The sequence below is a fragment of the Solidesulfovibrio sp. C21 genome (assembly GCF_047785625.1).
Classification (GTDB): Bacteria; Desulfobacterota; Desulfovibrionia; order Desulfovibrionales; family Desulfovibrionaceae; genus Solidesulfovibrio.
The window spans coordinates 21,523-42,591 of the sequence record NZ_JBLODY010000011.1 but is presented as its reverse complement, the minus strand read 5'-3'; the positions used below and the strand labels follow the sequence as shown (position 1 = coordinate 42,591).

Below are 21,069 nucleotides of genomic sequence, written 5' to 3'. Positions count from 1 at the left end.
GTGTGCTTGTGGAAAAGCATTTAAAAGTCTAGAGTCGGATCCTACGCTTTAGAGTATGACATAAAAAGGCCAGGATATGATCCTGGCCTTTTGCAACGGTACGGAAGCGACCTAAGCATATGCTAGATTGCTTTGTCGCGATTCTGTTTCAAATTGAAAACGTTTTTTGATCAGGGCGTTTATTTTTTGCGTAGAGTTTGTAAACCAAAGATAGGTTTTGAGTTCTTCAAAAGACATGAGCCCTAAGAGCTCTATAAACGCTGCATTTACAAAGGAAGAAGTCGTGCTGGTTACTCCTTCAAAAGAAACTGTAACCTTGCTACGCCTCGTAATTAAGGGGCTGATAACCTTAAAGATGGCATCGCCATCTTCCTCAGTAGAGCAGCGAACAACGTAGTCGAGTACACGCACTACCATTCGAAGCCCTCCTCTGCATCCACGATGAGAGGAATATTGTCAGTTTTTATGACGAAGTCAATCATCGTCCCTGGATAAGGTGCCGACTGGTTTCTCACAACAGGGGCGTCTGTTGCAGAGCATCGGACAAATCCTTTTAAAGAATGGATGGTTACAGAACCTCCTGTCGGTCCGGCGATATTCGCGATTATGTTGTCTAGGCCTGCGCCTCTGTTTTTTGGTGTTGATTTTGTCGAAAATCCCTCTTGCAGGGCCATTGTAATTGCTTCTCCATCTGTTGTGTCAGGAGCTACTTTTCTTACATTGAATGGGATTCCAACTCCAAAATCAGAGACTGACAACATAAAATAATCTTTGTAGTGCTGAGCAAAAACGCACCCAGTATCTACTCCAGAATGATCTCTTATGTTGTTGAATATTTCTCCAAAGCACATTTCAAATTCAGGAAATTGATTCTTGATATCCATACTGAGCCATGAATTGACCTGTGGTATTAGAATTGTGTCGAGAAATTGAAATGAATCGCTAAATTTTAATAGGGTTAAAGGAAGAACTCTTCTTTGTGTGGATGGTGATTGGAATAGCTTTTCTCCTAGAAATATATCGAAAAAATTAACATCGTCTAAGTATCTGATTGGGTGCGTCTTACTTCCGCATGTGCCTGTCTCTGGAAGGTCACATAAAACATCAACTCCGTTGGCCTGCATCCAGCTTGTTGCATTTAACAAAACACATATTCCTGCGGGCTCGATAAATTTTGTCAAAGTCTTAAAATCAAGCATTACCTTTTTATGAATTGGATTGCCATTGTCGTCTATGATTTGCGAAAAAAAACCATACATCGTGTTCTTGTTGAAACGCTCTGGAAGCGGAATCGTGACATAATCGCTGTTATTTTCCATGCGGCCGCCATATGTTATAATGCCTATCATTGTTGTATAGGCAAGTATGGGTTTTTTAGGAGGGCCAAGAGCTTAAATAAAAAATATAAATAATTTTATAATATGAACCTCTAAACTGCAATATGTTTTTATCTGGTGATATGGGAAAACTACCCGGATAAAAATTCTAGCAGAGGCATCACGAATCATGCCTTGTTCCTCTGTCAAGGACTAACACCCTTCCCTTTCTCCTTATTCTCGCTCTCATGGGGCCTATGCCCCGCATGCACCAAATCCACATTCCCGGCCGCGACGTAGGCCCCTCGAACCGCGAAATCGACCGGATCGAGGGGACCACAACGTTGGCGGTCCCGCCTTCATCGGTCTGGCGAGATGTCGTCACCGGAGTCGATTACGCCTCCATCGCCGGTGGACTCGCTTGGCCGGCCCACCCCGCCCCTGGTGCGCTGGTTGTTCTCGGCCTGCGATGGGCCCCGGGCGACCGGCGCACCTACCATGCGCTGGCGGAGGTGGTGCACGACAACCTGGACGAACTCCTCAAAAGGTACCTGGCCCTATCGGGAACATGGGCCCTTGATGCTCCTGGGAAATGGTTTGGGTCGTACGGCATGAACGACGAACCGGACCCCTACTATTCGTATTCCCTCGTCTCGTGCCAGGCCTCGGGCAATCTGTTCCTCCTCACCGATTTGGCGTGGCAGCAAAAGGATCGGTGGCGAGTCTACTGCCAGCGCATCTTCGATGCCATAGGACCATCCGCCAACCTCTTCCCCGAAGGCCTGCCCGGCATCATGGCCGAGGGCACGCGGTTCACGACCATGTGGCGCGGGGGCACGCTGCCCGATCCCGCGCAGCACCCACTTATGGCGGCCCTGGGCCGGGCCTTGGAGGGTTTGGACATGGTCCAGCCTCCCCGGGACCTCGTGACCGTTCCGGGCCAGGTCTACGGAGATCCCTGGGACGATGCCGCCCGAGGTTCGCATACGCCGGCACCCGGTGATCTCATCGCCACAATCCCCGATTTTGACGCCCTCACGGAGGTGTTCTCGTGACCGTGATTCCTCTGCCGCTTTGGCAACTTCTGGCCATGGCCATTGGCCTCATGGCGCTCCTCGTGGGGGCGCTCATGCTCGGTTGGCGTCTCGGACGGGAGAGCGCGGGTCGGCCCATGTTCCAGGCCACGGCCCGCCAGCCCAAGCCTACAGCCGCCTCGTTGCTCCCGGATGAGGATCCATGGGCCAAAGCCCAAGAGCCAGGGGGTGACGCATGAGCATGGTTCTCGTGTGCGAGATGTGCGGCACCCAGCTCGGCACGTTTGAGCCTGAGTCTCTGGCCATGCCGCTTGCCGGTGCCATGTTCGGACCTCTCGGGCCCGGGTTCGCGCCGCCCTTCGACCCCGCAGCGACCTGGGAGTTCCTACTTTGCCCCATGTGCCACAGGCGGGCCATGAGTTGGGACATGAGCGCGCCCGACCTGCTGCGCCCGGACCGCCTGTTGACCACGGATGGCTACTGGATCGTCGGTCGGGGCCTGGAGACGCCGCCGCCGGCGCCCTATGTCCACAACTCGGAGGACCTGGCCAGGGAGTGGGAGGCGGTCGAAGCGGCGCGCGCGGCTGTTCGGCAGGAGCCCCCGGCGGCACAAGCGCAGCCGGCCACGCCGGCCCCGGTGCCGGCCAAGGCCAAGCGCAAGGGCAGGCGGTAGCCCATGCCCAACGACGTTTCGCCCAACATCCTCCCCCCGGCTGACCAGCCCAAGGACGTCGGCAAGGCGGTCCTCGGGCTGTTTCTCGATTGCATGGCCGACAGAGAAAGCAAAGGCCTGCCCGCGAGGTGGAACCGTAACTACCGCCTCGGGCAGGGAGTACATTGGGAACGCACGGCCAGGCAGGCGGGCGTGCCTCTGACCACTGCCAACCTGCTGCACCTGCACCGCACCCGCACAGTCAACACGCTCACGAACAACAACCCCACGTTCAACGTGTTCCGCGTTGGGCCGGAAGGTGACGAGGACGTTTTCCAGACCATCGGCCGGCTGGCCGATTACTGGTGGGCGGAGCAGGAGCAGCAGCCCGTCTTCGAGCAATCCGTCATCAACGGCGAGACATACGGCGTGACCGTGGAAAAGGTAGTCTTCGACCCGAACCTTGAGGGCATCGGGGAGGTTGAGACTGTCGTCATCGAGCCTTGGTATTTCGGGATGCACCCCGTGGATACCCGGGACATCCAAAAGGCCAATGCTGTCTTGCACTTCCAGGCCATGGACATTCGGGAGGCGCGCCGGCGCTGGCCCAAGTTCGCCGACAAGATCAAGGCGGATGCCCAAATCCTGGAGCAGGTCAACGACACCCGCAACGAGGTGGTGACCGGCTCCGCCGCGTCCGGTCTTCTCATGCGCTTCGCCGGGGCTGTGAGGGCTTTTTTCAGTGGGCCGGCCTCGAACCAGGCCAACGGGCAACAGGACAAGGTCCTGGTCATCGAGTGCTGGGCCAAGGACTACACGCAGGGGCCGGACGGCGACCTCTACCCCGGGAAAATCCGCTGCGTGACCGTGTGCAATGCCGGGACGCTGGTGCTGGCCGACCGGCCCAACCCGTCCATCAACCCGACCATGGACCAGGCCGAAGCCGCCAAGACGTGGCTGTACGATAAATTTCCGTACAGCCTGGCCGTCTCGAACATTGATCCAGCGAGCCCGTGGGGCAGCAGCGATTTTGACCAACTGGCCAGTCTCCAGATGGAAATCAACAAGTGCCTGTCCCAAATTACCTACCACAAGGACCAGGCGGCCCGGCCGAAGATAATCAACCCCCGCGACTCCGGCGTGCCCAATGAGGCGTTTTCCAACCGGATGGGCATCATCAACCCGGTTTCGGCCGCGTTGTCCCAGTCCATCCGGTACATGGAGTTCCCCAACAACACGGCCGACATCCAGGCCGTCATGGGCATCTACAAAGAATTGTTGCTGCAAATAGCCGCCACGTTCGACCTTGAGCGCGGCGACACCCCTGGCCAATCCGTCATCGCCTACAAGGCGTTGGCCGCTCTTATCGAGCAGGCCTCCACGATGGAGGCCGGCAAAATCCGGCACTACTCCAAGCTCATCCGTGACCGTGGGCGCATGTTTTTGAGTCACGTGCAGAACTGGTACACCGAGGAACGGTGGATCAGCTTTTCCGACGCCGACGGCCGCACCACGCCGATGAGCATCAACGGCAAGCTGATGCGCGTCCCGGCCCGCCTGACCGTCGTCAACGGCTCCACCATGCCGGTCTCGAAGATTCAGCAGCGCGAAGAGGCCCTGGAACTTTACAAAGAGCAGGCCATTGACCGGCAGGACCTCCTGGAAAAGCTCGAATACCCCAACGCCCGCGAGGTTTCCGCCCGCATGGCCGCAGGCCCGGCCGGGCAGGCAATTCAGAACCTCGTTGCCGCTGGCATCATCCCCGCCGAAGCCGCCGACCAAGCCACGCAGATTGCGACTATGGACCCGAAGGACGTGGCCAAGGCCGTGGAAGACGGTGAGATCAAGCCGGCCGACCAGGGCCAGCCCCAAGGCCCGAGCCCCGAAGAGCAAGCCGCCTCCCAGGCGCAGGCCATCGAAGCGCAGAAGGGGCAGGCCGAGATCAAAAATACCCAGGCCGACACCCGCCGCAAGCTGGCCGAAGCCGCGAAGCTGGAAACGGAAACGGCCCTGGCCGGCAGCCGCGAACAGCGCGAATCCGCCGACGTCGCGCAGAAAATGCAACATGACCAGGAAGTCCACAGGCTGGGCATGGTCAAGGCTGTCGGCGAGATCAAGCGCGAGTCCGAGTCCCACCGGCATAAAATGGACATGGACAGCGCCGAGGCCGGCCGCCGGGCAGTTGAGACCGAGGCCAAGGCACGCGCGGCAGCTGCGGCCGAGACCACCCCGGCCCCCGTGTCCCCGCCCGAGGAATCCCAACCCGTAACGCCGCCCCCGAGCGGCCCCGAGGGAGGCATCAATGCCGCTTTATGATTTCGCGTGCCCGGCGTGTGGCCGCGTGACTGAATTCATCGCGCCCATGGAGCAGCTTTTCGCCGCGTGTCCGGACTGCCATGCGCCGGCGCACCGCATCATTTCCAGCCGGGGTGCCCACCGCAGTGATGCGGAGTGGGTGGCGTCCTGCACGGTCGGGTTCGATCCCGAAGACACCCGCCCCGAGGTGCGCGCCTACCTGGCCAATCCGTCCGATCGTCAGGCCCTGGCCCGGGCCATGCGCGCCGCCGGCATCCGCCACAAGGACCACGGCGAGGACGAGGCCGCCAAGCACGCCCGCTCCGCGATGGCGGACATGGGGCCGGTCACGCGCGAGGTCTACGAGCGATTCCAGGCCCGTCACGGCCGTTAACCCATACCCACAGGAGAGATGACGATGCCCGATCTGATTTCGACCGTACCTGGGGACATCGGTAGCGGCGGGCCGACCCTGCCGACTGCGGACCCCGCGCCACAACCGGGCCCGGACACCGGAGCCCCCGCGCCCGGGCCCGGGCCGGACACGCCGCCCCCGGGCGACAAGGGGGGGAGTGACCCCGGGAAGTCCGGCGCGCCGGCATTGGACACCGATACGCCGTCCGCCCCCAAGCCCGATGCCACTCCGGCTCCGGCCGCGCCGGCGGAATCTCCCGAGGTGCAAGGACTGCGTGGCAAAATCGACGCACTCACCCAGCTTGTCGGCCAGCTCATGCCAACCAAGCCGGACACGCCCGCAGCCCCGCCCAGGGATTTCGCGGGGGAGAAGGCCGCCTTGGATGCTGACTTCAAGGCCGAGAAGATCGACGCCACCACCTATTCCACCAAGGTCGGCGAATTGGCCATGGCCCAGGCCGAGGCCAAAGCTTCGGCGCTTATCAACCAGGGGAACCAGAACACCGTGGAGCAGGTCCAGGCCGAACTCAAAAAGGCCCAAGACGCCACTTCCTGGAAGGCCCTGTGCGATGCCAACCCGGGCCTGTCCGGCTTCGAGCGGTCGCCCGAGTTCGCCGCGCTCAAGGCTCAAAACCCTCTCCATGATCCCTTATCGGCCTACCTGACGCACCAGCTTGCCGAGGCCAAGGCCGCCACCGAAAAGGCCGTCACAGACGCCGTAGCCGCCAAGGAGAAGGAGATGGTCGAGGCGATCCGGGCCAAGGGCCATGCGGCTGTGCTCGGCAATCCCGGGGGGCAGGCTCCGCAGGGAGGCCCGGACTTCGCCGCCATGCTCAAGGAGCCGGAGAAATACGGTGGAATGGCCGCCGTCCAAGCGGCCAAGCTCAAGCACATGCGGGCCAGCGCCGGCCGGTAGCCGGTCCAAAGGAGAAACAACATGCTGACCTTTGAAGAACTCGAATCGATCACAAACGACTATTTCGCCGCCGCCGGCGGGAAGGCCGTGGACATCTACTTCCGGGATTCGTTTCTGCTCGACCTGCTTATGAACAAGAAGCGGGGCCTCTTCGAGCGTCCGTCCGGCGGTCTCAAAATCCGCATCCCCCTCAACTACTCCGGTGCCGAGGGCGGTTTCTTCACCCGCTCCGACCCGCTGTCCTCGGATGACCGCGAGAGCATCAACGCCGCCTACTTCCTCTGGAAGCACGGCTACGGCAATGCCACCGTCTACATGACCGACGAACTGGAGAGCAGCGGCGACTACGCCGCCATCCAGTTCGTGAACCAAAAGTTGGAGAACGCGCAGAAGACGTGCACTGCCTGGCTGGCGAAGACCATCTACGCCGACGGCACCGACACCGCGCCGACCCTGACCGGTCTCGGCTCCCTGGTCAGCACCGACACCAGCCGGCCCTATGGCGGCATCGCCGAGGCCGACTTGGTGGCCGACGACGGATCGACCCCCTGGCATGCCGTTTTCAACTCCGACGCCGAAGCCATCAGCCTTGAGGGCCTGCAAACCATGCGCTCCTCGGCCAAGCTCGGCGACGGCGCCACCGGCAAGCCCAACGTGGCCGTGACCACCGAGACCCTTTACAACAAGGTCTCCCGCATCCTCCAGGTCCAGCAGCGCTTCGTCAAAGACGAGGACACGGCCAAGGCCGGTTTCACCCATCTCGTCTACGAGGGCATGACCCTGGCCGCCGACGACTACTGCCCGGCCGGGCACTGCTACGCCATCAACACCAACTACCTCGGCTTCGCCATCCACCAGGACGGCTTCTTCAAGCGTGTCCCTTGGGTTGACCTGACCGGCCCCGTCGGCCGGACCATGAAGATCCTCTGGCACGGGAACCTCATCTGCTCCAACCGCAAGGCCCACGCCGGCCACAGCAACCTGTCGTAACACGCGACTCGAAGGAGACACCGATATGTCCAAGCCCATCAAGACCATGTTCAGCCACGGCCTGTTCGAGGCCAAGGGCTCCACGCCGGAAGCCATTGGCACCCTGCGCATCCTGGCTGATGGTCGGAAGTTCCGCCTGGCCAAGGCCGGCGCCGCCGCGCTCTCCCCGGGCAAGCTGGCCATGGCCCCGGCCGCCGTTGCGGATCACATCAACCGGACCGGAGTCGCGACCAAGGTCGGGGATGCCCGCATCGAAATGACCGTCGGGGCCACGGCCGTCGGTGACGGCCAGTACGCGGGCGGCTACCTCCAAATCAACACCGGTCCCGGTGCCGGCATGCAGTACAAGATCCAGTCGCACGGCACCTGCGTCGCCTCGGGTACGCTGACGGTGGTCCTCGAGGAGACCATCCGCGTGGCCCTGGACGCCACGTCCAAGCTGTCCCTCATCCCGTCGCCCTGGATGGGCACGGTGGAGAGCGACACCGAGGAGGGCGTTCCCGCCGGCATTACCCCGTGCCCGGTCCCGGCCGGCTTCTACTACTGGGCGCAGACCTCCGGCCCCGCCGCTGCGTTGATCGCTGGCACCCCGGCCGTCGGCTCCATGCTGGTGCCCGGGGCTGTGGCCGGCAGCCTTTCCGCCATGAACGCCACCCTGGACATCGATCAGCCCGTTGTCGCCAAAACCATGGCCACGGCCGGCGTGGACACCCAGTACAAGCCCGTGCTGCTGGGCATCGAATAAGGAGCCGCCATGTCCATCACCGCCAAGCAGACCGGCGAGACCATCGAAGGAGACCAGCGGGTCCTGGCTGCCATCACGACGGCGATTGCCTGGCATGTTCTGGCGCGGCAGGCGGTGGCCGCAGCCTGGCGGATTTTCGCGCGCCGAGAGCGTGTCGCGGGCTGGCGAGTCCTTACAGGGGGCGAGCTTGGGGCGGGTTGGCGGATTTTCGGCCGACGGCAGGTCGCAGCGGCCTGGAGAACCATGGCCGCCCTGACGCGTGGCAGCGCTTGGCGCATCATGGCCGGCGCTTCCGTGACCAGCGCCTGGAGAATCTTCACACAGCGCACGGCAACCATGTCGTGGTCGATTTTACAGGCCGGGGCCTTGACGGTGCAACTGGCATGGCGCGTATTGGGCAGGACACAGGCAGCGACGGGCTGGCGTATTTTCGACCGGCAGCAGGTAGCCACGGGTTGGCACGTCCTGGCCAGTGCCAAAGCGGTCTCCGGTTGGCGCATATTTCGGCAGTTGGCCCGGGTCATCGGCTGGCGGATCGGCGAGGCGACAAGCGCGATGGGACACGAGGCAATCCACCTTAACAGCCCGATTTGCCGGGAGATGCGGGGGGCATCGACGGTCACGCGGGAAGTGAAATTGCAGTCGAAGGTATGGTGAACGGAAGGAACTGTGTGAAGGTGGCCAGTTTCAAGAAAAATAGCCCCGGTCGCCCGGGGCGGAAGGTCGAGGCACGGTAGGAGGTGGCTTGGATGGCTTGAGAAAAGAAAAGGCCCGCACAAGGCGGGCCTGAAGTGATGGTAACTGGTTATGGTTCAAGAGATTCAGTTGGAGGCTCAGGAATAAACGACGTAGTTGGCAGATAGACAGGCGGGAAAGGCCCTCTGGAGGTGATAGTCAGGAGGAACTCCCTCGCAGAACCATAAAGCATTGATGGAGCCAGGATACGCAGTAGTTTCTGAATCTTATCTTCTTCAAGGTTTGGCGGAAGACGAAACAAGCCGTTCACTTTTAATGTGATATCCTCTGCTCTAGCACCATCAGCAGTTTCATTGGTTATCGTTAAAACAACCATGTAGAGGTCATTTTCTTCCTTATTAGCAAAGATATCGACCTTCTTGGTGAAGTCGTAGTTGAAGGCCTTCCTAGATTCAATGTTTTCCTGATTCACATCAGGATTCATGGCCACATGTACTTCGCTAAAGAAGTAGTTCTCCATAGTTAAAGCTGGAGCCTTAGTCTTCTGGTCAGCCATGATTATACCCTATATTATCTTAAGCCGCATTAACAAAGTCTGAGTCAAACGACCGGAAAGTCTCAATCTCAATTTTGGAGAAGTTGTTACATTGGGGGACTCTGTTATCCTGCGGCGTTCTAACTCTCCAGAGCCAACTAATGGTTTCGGTTTTCGAGATGATTTTCGTCTTAGGTTTCGCACCCAAGGCGTTCAGGATCTTCACAAGCGTTTTTTGGGTCATATTCACGTCACCACTCAGAATCTTGGAAACGAAGGATCTACTAGTTTCCAGGCGGCGGGCCAGTTCAGCTTGGCTGATATCGTGTTGCCCCATGTATTCCACAATCTGGTCGGAGAGATCTCCAATGTAGCTGTAATAATCCCACTCGTCGGGGCTAATCTTGGAAACGGCCTCGGCGAGCTCGCCGTAGAACGTCGTATTTCCAATTTTATGTTCCATTGTTTAACTCCGTTAAGGCTAGAGTTATAAATCTGTTAGCCCTTTTTAAATCTGACTTGCTGTGTTCGTCCTTCTTTTTTCTGACACATAGAACAATAACAAATCCAGAAGTGTAAAAAAAACCAAGAAGCCTTATCTGGTGCGATTTAATTTCATATAAGTATTGTTCATTTTGTAATTTGTGGAACTTTTTCCAGTTAGAAGGAAAACTTCCGAGCTCAATATAATAGTTTATTATGCAAGCTAATTTGTTGATTTCATGCTGTTTGATGGTCGGGCAGTTGCAAAATACCCCTTCCAGCCCCTCCGGGGTTTCCGCCCAAAAAAGAACCTTATGTTCGTTTCCCTCGGCAACTATTTTCGTGGGCATTCTGTTAACCTGCAAGTTAACACTCGCTGGGAGTGTGTCAACGAATTAGGTTTACTCGTCAAGCTAATTTTTGCGGATTTTCCCGCAGGATTTTGCCAGTTAGCCGAATTAAATGACAAATTAGCAGGTGAATTGGCGTGGTCTCCTGGCTCGAAAGCGTACGCCCGCAACACCCCATCTCTCTCGAATTTGATCGGCTGGACCTTAAGCAGTTGTCCAACCCTCAAGCTGTCGCCCCTCAACACGCACAGTAAACCAGAAATGCTTGCCATTCGGCTGGACCCCGAACGTGTGCTCGTCAACTACCTCGGCCACACGCCCGCGCATCCATCGACGGGTAGACTCTTGGGGCTGACCAAAGAGGGCCACTGCTGCGATCATGGCAAACGCGGAGAGCCATAGGCGAGCAAGCATGCGCCAACGTGTTTTCAAAGGCTCTCCGCCTTGCGCAAAGTCCCGCTCTGAGTTCCAGGAGGGCGACCCACTTTCTAATTTATTTTTACCGATTCTCTTATACGTCTCCAGACGTCAAGGCCCGGAGAGGGCTTTCTTTTCCCGCATCGCTACGGCAGAGGATGGTATGCCATCCCCATTCGACCCACTGGCCTGGCTGGCCAGAAAATCGACGACGGCGTACTTGGATGATGCTGGCCAAGTGTGCTTGCGCTTTGATCGAGAGGTCCGCTTCGAGGATCGCAAGCGCATTCACCGGGTAGTCGAGCGACATTATGTGGGGCTGCTTCGGCTCCAGTTGGACGTTCCCGAGGGGACGCGCCCCCGGACGGTACCGCAGCTTATGGCGGCAGGCAGAATCAGGATCGGGAAGGATGGGCGATATGTGCTAGGGTAGGGGGAGGTATTGAAGTAAGCGGTAGTACTTGCACTCGAGACGCGCCGTAGATGCCGTAGAGAGGAGTGGACGAGGGAGAAGGCAACAAGCTCGGAAGCTGTCGACTACAAAGCGGTGGCTACAGTCTTCAGAGCAGCGAGGCAGATTGCAGCTGGCAGTCCATCATCAGACACAACCTGATGCCATTGGCGTGGACCCTTTGTAAGCATGACACGCCATCGTCCACCCGTTTCGCTTTGCATTGTCCAAATATAATTCTGTTTATCATAATGATGCACCACTTCCAGGGCTGCATTTATATCGGCAGAATAGCGTGGCGTATCAGCTCCTTCGATTTTCAACCCCAAAATTTCTTTTGCTACGCGATGGTCCATCTCATCCGACATGCTCTAACTCCTCGGGGTCGAATCTGGGGATTCACCTATCATTTTCCCTTTGTCGGTATTATCAGGCGAGAATGATTTTTTGCCAATAAAAAATTGCGAGACCTGTGCTGAGAGATTAATCGGGTGAAAGGGAGGAGGTAGGCTGAATGATTGCGGGATAAAACTGGCGTGATTGCAGGATGCCCGGTCTTGATGAGAAGGGCCGGCAACCTCTCCCGCCGATAATAAGCTTGACCTACTTGAGAACCTCTATCACAATTTTTGCACCCGCACCCATGCGGCTACATGGGCGACGAGCGGCATGCCTGCACCTGCGGCGAGGCCGAGGTGCGGCGCTACCGGTCGCGGCTGTCCGGGCCGCTTCTGGACCGCATCGACTTGCAGGTGGAGGTGCCGGCCGTGCCGTACAAGGCGCTTCGGGAGGATGCCTCGCCCATCACCTCGGCGATCATGCGGCAGCGTGTGGCCACGGCGCGGGCGGTCCAGGCGGCGCGTTACGCCGGGCTTCCCTTTGCGGTCAACAGCCGCCTGTCCGGGAGTTCGCTGGCGCGCTTTTGCCGGCTCTCGGCCGAGGGGCACGCTTTTTTGGAAGGCGCGGTACGGCGGCTGGGGCTTTCGGCCCGGGCGCATACGCGGATTTTGCGTATCGCCCGCACCATAGCCGACCTGGACGGCGACGCGGACTTGCGCGTCGAGCATCTGGCCGAGGCCGTGAATTTACGAAATATGGATCGGCAGCGGATTGTTTGAAGCATCGGGGCTCCGTCCGTTCGGACATGGAGATCCCCACCCTGCCAACGAGGTTATGCCATGACATTGCGTTCGAATGAGGATTTGGAAAAATTGCGGGCCATCGGGGCCATTGTCCGTATGAGTCTCGAGGCCATGACCGAGGCAGCCAAACCTGGCGTGACCACGGCCGAGCTGGACGCCGTCTGCGCCTCCGTGCTGGCCGCCCATGGGGCCGAGGGTTCGCCGTCCAAGGTCTACAACTTTCCGGGGACGGCCTGCATCAGCGTCAACGACGAGGCCGTGCACGGCATCCCGGGACCGCGCAAGCTGGCGGAAGGGGACCTGGTCAAGTGCGACGTCACGGCGGAAAAGGACGGCTATGTGGCCGATGCCGCCGTGACCGTGCGTGTCGGCCAGGTCGACCGCAAGGCGGACGAGCTGGTGCGTTGCGCGCAAAGCGCTTTCCACCAGGGAATGCAGGCGGCGCAGCCCGGCAATCGCGTCCGGGACATCGGCAAGGCGGTGGAAGAGGAAGTGCGCCGCTGGGGCTTCGACGTGATCAAGGATTTGTGCGGCCACGGCGTGGGGCGCTCGATCCATGAGGAACCCTGCGTGCCCAATTTTTGCGACCCGAGGGCGCGGGAAAAGCTGACCGAGGGGCTTGTCATTACCATCGAGCCCATCATCGCCGCCGGCAAGGGGCGGGTGCGGGTGCTCCCGGACAAATGGACCATCCGGACCCGGGACCGCAGCCTGTCCGCCCACTACGAACACACCCTGGTCGTGACCAAGGACGGCCCGCTGCTGGTGACGGCGGCGTAAGCCGCAGCCGCATCGAGGCCATCAGCTTGGCGTCCCCCCGTTGTCGGCCCGGCCGGCGGCGGGGGGCTACCTTCTCGTCGCCGGCCGCCGCGTGAGGCGAGGAGGGCCGGCAACGGGTTCCGGCTTCTGTTGTCCTGCGCCGTTATTTTTTGGTCCCGGCATCCGCCGGCAGCCTGCATTCCAGCAGATTGTGAAAGCGCAGGTCCGTATTGAGCCTGCGGCAGGCAAGGCCGGGATAGGTCTTGGCCAGCCGGGCCGCGACGACATCGGGAAACCCGGTGATCACGAACGCTTGGCCGTCCGGTCCGAACCGCACGGCATCGTCGCTGGCGCACACCGTATGCGTCACTCCGAACCGCTTCAGATACCAGGGCATGGAGAGTTCATCCACGTCCTTTTTCATGACATTGACCGGGATGTCCCGGCCTTTTTCGGCTTGTCGGACCAGCCGGACGATTCCCCGGACGTCGTAAAAATACTGATGCCAGTTGCTGTAGGTGTTCATCTGCCGCTGGCCGGTGGTGATGTCGGCGGCCCAGGAGCGTTCCAGCTTGTGAACCGCCAGGATGAAGGTGCCGCTCATGCCCAGGATCAGCAGCGCGATGACCGGAGTCTTGTAGCGTTGCAGCCTTGGAACGCGAAAGATGGCGTCGCAGCAGGTGGCGACAAGCAGAGCGAATATGCCGACAAGATTGACGTAGAGCCGGTAGATATAATTATCCCCACGCACGAAGCTGGTAAGGAAGGGAACCGTGTAAAGCGTCAGGAAAAAGAGGAGAAAAGGCGGGCGATAGGCCCGTTTCCAAAGAGCCATGGCAAAACATGCGGCGAGAATGATGAGAAGATAATACCGGTCGGATAAGAAAAATAAGAATATACTCGGCGTGACATCGGCCAGGATGGGCAGCGAGAACAGGCCCAGTGAGGTGACGAACCTGTTGTGGAGCACTTCCCCCAAAACAGGGGCATAGAGCAGGCTGGCGATGCCCACGGCGCAGCAAAGGCCGATGACGATGTTACGGGAATATTTCCAATCAGGTTGTTTCCGCAGGACGGCAACCAACAGCATTATTGTAAAATAGACGCCGATTGCGAAAAGAATGTACAGGTTGAGTGGTATCGTATAGAGAAGGAGTGAGAAGAGAAGGGTCATCCACACGAGGGAACGTGTTTTTCGGCGTTGTGCGTAGTCGATGGCGAAGTACAGGCCTGCCGCCAGCAGGGCCAGACTCAAAATATAGCCACGCACCTGTGTCGCGAAATTGTAGAAGGGAATGGATGTCGCGGCGACGGTGGCACCCAGTATCCCTGTTTGCGTGTCGTAGAGCTTGCGGCCGATCAGGAAGAGAAAGAAGAGGAAAATCAGCGCATAGGCCAGCATGAGGAGGCGGATTGCCCAGGGGTGCAGGACAAGCTCGTGAAGATCATGTAAGCCGATGCAGTTGAGGTAAACGTTATTGAGTATATTTAAAAAAATATGGTTGTTTGGGAAGCTGTAATCTGTGACGGTCTTTTTGAGTGGTACGCATGCATAGAGTAAAAATGTCGTTAATTCATCGTACCAGAAGTCAAGATTGATGTATCGCGCTAGCGTATAATAGAGGAAAGGTCCGACTGCAAAGATGGATAACAGGAGATTGACCAGATTATTCCGACGGTGTTGCGGCGTCACGGACGCGTCCTCCTCTTCGTGGGGCAAAACAGCCACGATGCGTAGCACGCCGCCTGTGGAGATGCAATTGGCCATCCTTTGGCCGGAACAGGCCTCTCTTTGTTATGGCCCCACCACCTTGGCCACAGCCCGCAAAAGCTGCTCCATCTCACAGGGTTTGGTCACGAACTCGTCCATGCCGGCCGCCAGGAACCGCTTGCGGTCCCCTTCCAAGGCGTAGGCCGTCAGCGCCACCACCGGCAGCCGCCGGCTCGCGCCCGGCACCTCGCCGTTACGGATGTGGGCAACCGCCGCCAGCCCATCCATCACCGGCATCTGCACGTCCATGATGACCACGTCCACCCGTTCCAGGGACAGTTGGCGCAGCGCCTCCTCGCCGTTGCCGGCCTCGAACACCGTATGCCCGAGCTTGCGCAGGCTGCGGGCCAGGGCCAGCCGGTTGACGGCCTCGTCCTCCACCACCAGAAACCTGAGCGGCGGCAGCACGGCCGGCGGCGCCTCCGCCTCGGCCGCCGGCGCGGCAACGGGCCACATGGGCAGGGTCACGGTGAAACTGCTGCCAAAACCCGGCTGGCTTTCCACTTCGATGCTGCCGCCAAGCAGCTCCGCGATGCGGTTGGCGATGGACAGCCCCATGCCCGTGCCGCCGAAACGCTTGGTCAGGCACTCCTCACCCAGGGTGAAGCTCTCGAAAATGGCGGCCTGTTTTTCCTTGGCGATGCCCACCCCGGTGTCGGTAACCGTAACGACCAGACACACGCCGGAAAAGTCCTTGGACACGTGGACCCGCGAGGCCGTTGCCGGTTGCCGGTGGTCGTAGGGCCGCACCGTCATGGACACGCCCCCGGTCGGCGTGAAACGGATGGCGTTGCCGAGCAGGTTGGCAATGATCTGGCGCAGCCGGAACGGATCGCCAAGCAGCTTGTCCGGAATGGCCGGATCGATCTCCAGGGAAAGGTTCAGCCCGGCCAGCCCGGCCCGCACCGAAAACGCGTCGCGCAGCGAAGCCAGCAGCCGGTGCAGGGAAAATTCGCGCAGCATGGGCGAAAGCGAGCCGGATTCGACGTTGGCCAGTTCCAGCAGGTTGTCGACGATCTCCACCAGCTTGTCGGTGGAATCACGCACGGTCTGCCAGTATTCGGCCTCGCGTCCGGTGGCCCCCTCGAGGATCGCCAGCTGGGCCATGCCCAGGATGCCGTTTATGGGCGTGCGCAGCTCGTGGCTGATGTTGGCCAAAAATTGGGTCTTGGCCTCGTTGGCCGCCTCGGCCCGGCGCTTGGCGAAAACAAGCTCCTCCTTGACTTCCAGCCGGGCCGCGCCCACGTCGAACAGCGTGGCCAGCCGCTGCACCGCCCGGGTGTCGCGTTCGGCGTAGGGCCGGTCGGCCCCGGTCAGCAGGATAAGTCCCCGTGGGCCGTATTGGGCGTGGCGCAACGGCATGGCCAGGAAACGGCCGCCCAGCCCCTGCCGGGAAAGGCACGGCGCGTACGCGTCCAGGGAAATCGGCTCGTTTTGCCGGATGACCGTCCCCGTGTTGAGGGTGGCGGCAAAGGGTCCGGAATAGTGGCCGAGGTTGTCGGGGTAGAATTCGCAATCCGCGCACCGTTGGGGCGTCACGCGTCCATTCGGGCCGGTGGTCGCCAACCAGTCCACACGCCCCGTGCGCTGGTCCACAAGACCGATGGTCCCGGCGGGGCTATCGGTGAGGGTGAGCGCCCGTCCGAGGACCAGGGCGGCCATGCCGGGCAGGTCGAGGTCGTCGGCCACCAGCCCCCGGGTCGTGTCGGCCATGGCCGCGCTGGCGCGAAGCGCTTGGCGCAACAGCCTTGCCGTGCGATCGCGCGCCGCCGAAACATGGAGAAAATGCAGTCCGTGGGAGACGTCGGCGGCCATCTGGTCGAGCAGCTCGATTTCTTCCCGCCTGAATTCGCGCGGCCGCGGCTCGTAAATGGACAGGGCGCCGACCACCCGGCCGTCCACGACGAGCGGGAAGGCCACGGCCGAGGCGTAACGGTCCAAGGCCGCCGGCCGGTTGGGCCATTCCTTGAAGAACACCGCCTCCCGAAAGTCGGGCACCACGGTCATGCGTCCGCTACGGATGGCCGAGGCCGCCGGACCGCGTCCCCGGGGCCCCTCGTCGTAGCGTACGTCCAGGGAGTCGAGCCAAAGGGCCTTCTCGCCGGCCCGGGCCGCGACACGCACCCGCTTGCCCGCCCCCGGCTCGGCCATGCCCACCCAGACCAGGCCGTAGCCGGATTTTTCCACCAGCACCCGGCACACGCTTTCCAGAAAGGATTCCCGGTCCCTGGCCCGGATAAGCTCGTGATTGACCGCGCCGAGAGCCGTAAGCGCCTGGTTGGTCCGGACAAGCTCGGCCCGGGCGGCGTCGATTTCCTGGCCGCGCCGCGTAAGCGCTTTTCGCAACCTGGCCTGCCTGTCGACCAGAAGCCCGACCAGAAGTCCCGGCACCAGCGCCAGCAGCACGGCCGCGATATAGAAGAAACGCAAGCCCCACAGGTCCCACGTCAGCCAGAGATGCTCACGATACCAGGAAGCGGTGACCAGCAGCACCACGGCCAGCACAAAGGCCGTGCCAAGGCCCGCCGCCAGGGGCAGGACGACGCCGGCATAGGGCGCATGGTGTTGTTCGGGTGGTTGGGTCACGTGATTCCTCTCCAACTTCCATAATTACCCCGAGTCGATAAAAAACGAAAGCGGGTTCCGCGATCCTGGCTTTTTTGCGATTCCCCCGGTCAGCCGGGCAAAACGCTTCGGAGCCTTGACGCGGGGGGGCGGGCTGACGTAAAAAATTTGCCGCGCCAATGCGCCAAACGATCCGAAGGAGTGAAGGCTATGAGCATGGTATCGGAACTTGTCACGAATATGGGCCATTCCACCGAGCAGGGCTTCTTCGGGGTGACGGCCATCTACATCTACATGGCCATCATCGTCGTCACGGCCTTCGTGCGTATTCGCCAGTCCCTGAAAAAGGACCATCACTAGCCCGCATTCCCTGAAAGGGGGACGCCGCGCGGCATGGCGGCACCCGCCCGAACGGGCGGGATCGAAATAAAAAGAAAACGCCCCCGGCGCAAGGTTTCCACCTCGTGCCGCGGGCGTTCTTGTTTTTGCAAGGACGAGGAGAGGCCGGCCTACGCCTCCCGGATCATCTCCATCAGATACTGGCCATAGGCGTTTTTGAGCATGTCGCTGGCCAGTTTTTCCACCTCGCCGGCCGTGATGTAGCCCATGCGGAAGGCGATCTCCTCGGGACAGGCCACCAGGACCCCTTGCCGCTCCTGCATGGCCTGCACGAAACTCGACGCCTGCAACAGCGACTCATGGGTGCCGGTGTCGAGCCAGGCATAGCCGCGGCCCAGAAATTCCACCTTGAGCTTGCCGCGCCGCAGGTACACGTTGTTGAGGTCCGTGATCTCCAGCTCACCGCGCGGTGAAGGTTCCAGTCCCTCGGCAATCCCCACCACGTCGTTGTCGTAGAAATACAGCCCCGTCACCGCGAACTTGGACTTGGGCTCCCTGGGCTTTTCCTCGATGCTGATGACGTTTCTTTGCGCATCGAACTCCACCACGCCATAGCGGTGCGGATCACGCACCTTGTAGCCGAAGACGATGCCGCCGTCCGTCAGCCTGGCGCACCGCTGCAACACCGTGGCCAGCCCCTGGCCGTAAAAGATGTTATCCCCAAGAACCAGACTCACCGTGTCGTTGCCGATGAATTCCTTGCCGAGCAGAAACGCCTGGGCCAGCCCCTCGGGCCTGGGCTGCACCTTGTAGGAAAACGACATGCCGAGACTCGTGCCGTCGCCGAGCATTTCCTTGAACCGGGGCAGGTCCGACGGCGTGGAAATGATGAGGATGTCCCGGATGCCGGCCAGCATCAGCACGGATAGCGGATAGTAGATCATGGGCTTGTCGTAGATGGGCAAAAGCTGCTTGCTCACCACCCGCGTAATCGGATAAAGCCGCGTCCCCGAACCGCCAGCCAGTATGATGCCTTTCATCCGTGCTCCTCGCTTGATTATCCGCCTGTCCCGGACGTATCGTTGGCACGCTTTTGACCCAACCCGCAAAAAACCGCAAGGTCCGCAAAGGATGCCGCCATGCCCGACCCGTTGCGCCTTCTCGCCGCTGCACCGCTTTCCCTGGCCGTCGCCGATCGCCTGCACCTCGTCGAAACAACAGCCCCGGAATACGCCCCGCGCCTGGCCATCGCCGCCGGCCGGCTGCCGCGCCTGGCTCCCGGGACCGTCCTGACTCCCACCGCCGGCCCGAGCCTGCGGATCGAAGGCACTTTTTCCCGACCCGGCGAGGGCGACATCCCCGCCAGCCGTGTCAGTGTCGCCACAGTCCTGACTCCCGGAGACCTGCCCGCCGGCGAAATCGCCTTCGCCACCGAAAAGCCCGGTCTGGCCCTGGCCTGGATCACCCTCAGCGACAAGGGCAGCCAGGGACTTCGCGCCGACACCGCCGGCCCGGCCATCGCCACGGCCTGCGCCGCCGCCCTGCCCGTCGCCCTGGCCAAGGGACACATCATCCCCGACGAACCCGCCATGCTCAAGGCCCTGCTCGTCGACCTCGCCCTCACCCAGGGCTACGACCTCATCGTCACCACCGGCGGCACCGGCCTGTCTCCCCGCGACACCACCCCCGAATCGACCCTCGCCGTCATCGAAAAACGCCTGCCCGGATTCGAAACGGCCATGCTCACCGCCTCCCTGGCCAAAACGCCCCACGCCATGCTCTCCCGCGCCATCGCCGGGACCCTCGGCCAAGCCATCATCGTCAACGTGCCCGGTTCGCCCAAAGCCGTGCGCGAAACCCTCGCCGCCATCCTGCCCGCCATCCCCCATGGCCTGGACAAGCTGCGCGGCGACCCCAGCGACTGCGCCCAGGCGTAGGCGGCTGAGGAGGAGGCGGAGGCAGCGAGGAGGAACCGGGGCTCTGCCCCGGACCCCGCCGGGAGGCCACGGGCCCCCCGGACTCCCCGTCCGGGGGGGGCTGGACGGGGGAGGGGTTGGCTGGCGGGAATGCGGGGAGTGGAGAAGATGGAGGCGGAATTTGTCGGGACGGTGCATGTCGCTTCGCGACAAGCTCGTCCCAAGCAAATTCCGCCTCCACCACGCCGTCGCCCCTTCGGGGCGAACATAAGAGTTTTTTCTTAAAATGCGGCGCTTCGCCGCTGGCGTGGTTGTTGCCGCAATCGTGTCCGGCGTCGAGGCGCGAAGCGCCTCGTGTCGCCGGGCCGATTGCGGCAACAAAAAAGACTCGATTCCCATCAACCCGCGCCCCCCCCCGCCCGGCAAGGCGTAAAGGGGGGACCGGGGGGCATCAAGCCCCCCGGCGGAGTGCAGAGGCGGAGCCTCTGCCGGGGCCCGGGGCAGAGCCCCGCCTCACCTAGTCTTCCTCTCCTCGCTTGTCGCCCGCCAGAATCGCCAGCGCATTGACGGTCGCGCCGGCCAGAGCCGAACCGCCTTTGCGGCCGGAGATGCTGATCCAGGGCACGTCGGAGCGGGTCATGAGCAGCGCCTTGGATTCGGCGGCGTTGACGAAGCCGACGGGCATGCCAATGACGAGGTCGGGGGCGGGGGCTCCGGCGTCCAGGCGTTTGACGAGGCGCAGCAGGGCGGTTGGGGCGTTGCCGATGGCGAAGATGATGGGGCCTTGGATGGTATCGAGGGCGGCGTCCATGGCGGCGGCGGCGCGGGTGCCGTTGGCGGCTTTGGCGGCGGCGACGACGGCCGGGTCGTTGAGCAGGCAGCGCACGGAGCATCGAAGCGGGGTGAGGCGTCTGGTCGGGACGGCGCAGCGGGCCATTTCGGTATCGGTGACGATGGTCGCGCCTTTGGCCAGGGCGGAGAGGCCGGCCTCGACGGCGCCTGGGGAGAAGCGCGCGAGGTCGAGCATTTCGAAGTCGGCTGTGGTGTGGATGAGCCGGCGCACGATGGCCCACTGGTGTCCGGCGAAGGGACGCGGCTCGGGGACTTCGGCGTCGATGATGGCCAGCGATCGCGCTTCGATGGCCTCCGGGGCGGTGACGGGTTGGATTTCGGGAGTCTCGGGCATGATGCACCTCTTGGTAGGATAGGTACCTGGGTTTCGGAAGAGGGCCAAGGGGCGCGGTCGATTATGGGGTTGACAGTAGCACGAATTATAAATTAGT

General features: G+C 61.1%; 22 protein-coding genes and 1 pseudogene. 14 read left to right on the top strand and 9 right to left on the bottom strand.

The window, feature by feature from the left end:
- Window positions 1-111: 111 nt before the first annotated feature.
- Both ACMZ6R_RS05790 and ACMZ6R_RS05785 read right to left on the bottom strand, forming a co-directional pair.
- Complete coding sequence (locus tag ACMZ6R_RS05790; RefSeq protein WP_416109935.1) at window positions 112-417, bottom strand: STAS-like domain-containing protein; 306 nt, start codon at window positions 415-417, stop codon at window positions 112-114.
- Window positions 411-1,319 (bottom strand): hypothetical protein, encoded by a 909-nt coding sequence (locus tag ACMZ6R_RS05785; protein WP_416109934.1) that lies wholly within the window; start codon window positions 1,317-1,319, stop codon window positions 411-413. Before ACMZ6R_RS05785 ends, ACMZ6R_RS05790 begins: the two co-directional genes overlap by 7 nt.
- A gap of 263 nt (window positions 1,320-1,582) precedes the next feature.
- On the opposite strand from ACMZ6R_RS05785, the gene ACMZ6R_RS05780 reads away from it, so the two are divergent.
- Genes ACMZ6R_RS05780 through ACMZ6R_RS05740 form a run of 9 tightly spaced genes read left to right on the top strand, consistent with a single transcriptional unit; the run spans window position 1,583 to window position 9,019 of the window.
- Window positions 1,583-2,371: a hypothetical protein gene (locus ACMZ6R_RS05780; protein WP_416109933.1), complete on the top strand. Its 789-nt coding sequence runs from the start codon at window positions 1,583-1,585 to the stop codon at window positions 2,369-2,371.
- Window positions 2,368-2,589 carry a hypothetical protein gene (locus ACMZ6R_RS05775; RefSeq protein WP_416109932.1) on the top strand — a complete coding sequence of 74 codons (222 nt, stop codon included), beginning with the start codon at window positions 2,368-2,370 and terminating at the stop codon, window positions 2,587-2,589. The genes ACMZ6R_RS05780 and ACMZ6R_RS05775 overlap by 4 nt, the downstream gene beginning before the upstream one ends.
- Entirely contained in the window at window positions 2,586-3,023 is a 438-nt protein-coding gene (locus ACMZ6R_RS05770; RefSeq protein WP_416109931.1) for a hypothetical protein, read from the top strand. Before ACMZ6R_RS05775 ends, ACMZ6R_RS05770 begins: the two co-directional genes overlap by 4 nt.
- A gap of 3 nt (window positions 3,024-3,026) precedes the next feature.
- The gene (locus ACMZ6R_RS05765; RefSeq protein WP_416109930.1) at window positions 3,027-5,318 is read left to right on the top strand and encodes a hypothetical protein; all 2,292 of its coding nucleotides are present in this window, start codon (window positions 3,027-3,029) and stop codon (window positions 5,316-5,318) included.
- Window positions 5,319-5,343: 25 nt separating this feature from the next.
- Window positions 5,344-5,691: a hypothetical protein gene (locus tag ACMZ6R_RS05760; protein ID WP_416109929.1), complete on the top strand. Its 348-nt coding sequence runs from the start codon at window positions 5,344-5,346 to the stop codon at window positions 5,689-5,691.
- Window positions 5,692-5,715: 24 nt separating this feature from the next.
- Window positions 5,716-6,627: a hypothetical protein gene (locus ACMZ6R_RS05755; RefSeq protein WP_416109928.1), complete on the top strand. Its 912-nt coding sequence runs from the start codon at window positions 5,716-5,718 to the stop codon at window positions 6,625-6,627.
- Between the two features lie 21 nt (window positions 6,628-6,648).
- On the top strand, window positions 6,649-7,617 hold the full coding sequence (locus tag ACMZ6R_RS05750; RefSeq protein ID WP_416109927.1) for a phage major capsid protein: 969 nt from the start codon (window positions 6,649-6,651) through the stop codon (window positions 7,615-7,617).
- A gap of 25 nt (window positions 7,618-7,642) precedes the next feature.
- Window positions 7,643-8,362, top strand: coding sequence for a hypothetical protein (locus ACMZ6R_RS05745; RefSeq protein ID WP_416109926.1), 720 nt, complete (start codon window positions 7,643-7,645; stop codon window positions 8,360-8,362).
- Window positions 8,363-8,371: 9 nt separating this feature from the next.
- The gene (locus tag ACMZ6R_RS05740) at window positions 8,372-9,019 is read left to right on the top strand and encodes a hypothetical protein (RefSeq protein ID WP_416109925.1); all 648 of its coding nucleotides are present in this window, start codon (window positions 8,372-8,374) and stop codon (window positions 9,017-9,019) included.
- A 148-nt stretch (window positions 9,020-9,167) separates the two neighbouring features.
- On the opposite strand, the gene ACMZ6R_RS05735 is transcribed toward ACMZ6R_RS05740, so the two are convergent.
- Both ACMZ6R_RS05735 and ACMZ6R_RS05730 read right to left on the bottom strand, forming a co-directional pair.
- On the bottom strand, window positions 9,168-9,614 hold the full coding sequence (locus ACMZ6R_RS05735; RefSeq protein WP_416109924.1) for a protein-export chaperone SecB: 447 nt from the start codon (window positions 9,612-9,614) through the stop codon (window positions 9,168-9,170).
- Between the two features lie 19 nt (window positions 9,615-9,633).
- Entirely contained in the window at window positions 9,634-10,056 is a 423-nt protein-coding gene (locus ACMZ6R_RS05730; RefSeq protein ID WP_416109923.1) for a helix-turn-helix domain-containing protein, read from the bottom strand.
- A 334-nt stretch (window positions 10,057-10,390) separates the two neighbouring features.
- On the opposite strand from ACMZ6R_RS05730, the gene ACMZ6R_RS05725 reads away from it, so the two are divergent.
- Complete coding sequence (locus ACMZ6R_RS05725; RefSeq protein ID WP_416109922.1) at window positions 10,391-10,828, top strand: hypothetical protein; 438 nt, start codon at window positions 10,391-10,393, stop codon at window positions 10,826-10,828.
- Window positions 10,829-11,380: 552 nt separating this feature from the next.
- Here ACMZ6R_RS05725 and ACMZ6R_RS05720 read toward each other — a convergent pair.
- Entirely contained in the window at window positions 11,381-11,662 is a 282-nt protein-coding gene (locus tag ACMZ6R_RS05720) for a BC1872 family protein (protein ID WP_416109921.1), read from the bottom strand.
- 261 nt (window positions 11,663-11,923) lie between these two features.
- Here ACMZ6R_RS05720 and ACMZ6R_RS05715 point away from each other — a divergent pair.
- Both ACMZ6R_RS05715 and map read left to right on the top strand, forming a co-directional pair.
- Window positions 11,924-12,412: pseudogene (locus tag ACMZ6R_RS05715) on the top strand (ATP-binding protein); the annotation flags it as partial.
- 60 nt (window positions 12,413-12,472) lie between these two features.
- Entirely contained in the window at window positions 12,473-13,216 is a 744-nt protein-coding gene (map, locus tag ACMZ6R_RS05710; RefSeq protein ID WP_416109920.1) for a type I methionyl aminopeptidase, read from the top strand.
- Between the two features lie 142 nt (window positions 13,217-13,358).
- Here the strand turns inward: map and ACMZ6R_RS05705 are convergent, their stop codons facing one another.
- Together ACMZ6R_RS05705 and ACMZ6R_RS05700 are read right to left on the bottom strand one after the other, a co-directional pair.
- Window positions 13,359-14,888 carry a glycosyltransferase family 39 protein gene (locus ACMZ6R_RS05705; protein WP_416109919.1) on the bottom strand — a complete coding sequence of 510 codons (1,530 nt, stop codon included), beginning with the start codon at window positions 14,886-14,888 and terminating at the stop codon, window positions 13,359-13,361.
- 102 nt (window positions 14,889-14,990) lie between these two features.
- Window positions 14,991-17,552 (bottom strand): GAF domain-containing protein, encoded by a 2,562-nt coding sequence (locus ACMZ6R_RS05700; protein WP_416109918.1) that lies wholly within the window; start codon window positions 17,550-17,552, stop codon window positions 14,991-14,993.
- A 189-nt stretch (window positions 17,553-17,741) separates the two neighbouring features.
- Here ACMZ6R_RS05700 and ACMZ6R_RS05695 point away from each other — a divergent pair, with 189 nt between their 5' ends.
- Window positions 17,742-17,891: a hypothetical protein gene (locus ACMZ6R_RS05695; protein WP_416109917.1), complete on the top strand. Its 150-nt coding sequence runs from the start codon at window positions 17,742-17,744 to the stop codon at window positions 17,889-17,891.
- 149 nt (window positions 17,892-18,040) lie between these two features.
- Here the strand turns inward: ACMZ6R_RS05695 and rfbA are convergent, their stop codons facing one another.
- On the bottom strand, window positions 18,041-18,910 hold the full coding sequence (rfbA, locus tag ACMZ6R_RS05690; protein ID WP_416109916.1) for a glucose-1-phosphate thymidylyltransferase RfbA: 870 nt from the start codon (window positions 18,908-18,910) through the stop codon (window positions 18,041-18,043).
- Window positions 18,911-19,009: 99 nt separating this feature from the next.
- Here rfbA and ACMZ6R_RS05685 point away from each other — a divergent pair, with 99 nt between their 5' ends.
- Window positions 19,010-19,807 carry a MogA/MoaB family molybdenum cofactor biosynthesis protein gene (locus ACMZ6R_RS05685; protein ID WP_416109915.1) on the top strand — a complete coding sequence of 266 codons (798 nt, stop codon included), beginning with the start codon at window positions 19,010-19,012 and terminating at the stop codon, window positions 19,805-19,807.
- Between the two features lie 496 nt (window positions 19,808-20,303).
- Here ACMZ6R_RS05685 and ACMZ6R_RS05680 read toward each other — a convergent pair whose 3' ends face one another.
- Window positions 20,304-20,972: a precorrin-8X methylmutase gene (locus ACMZ6R_RS05680; protein ID WP_416109914.1), complete on the bottom strand. Its 669-nt coding sequence runs from the start codon at window positions 20,970-20,972 to the stop codon at window positions 20,304-20,306.
- Window positions 20,973-21,069 lie beyond the last annotated feature (97 nt).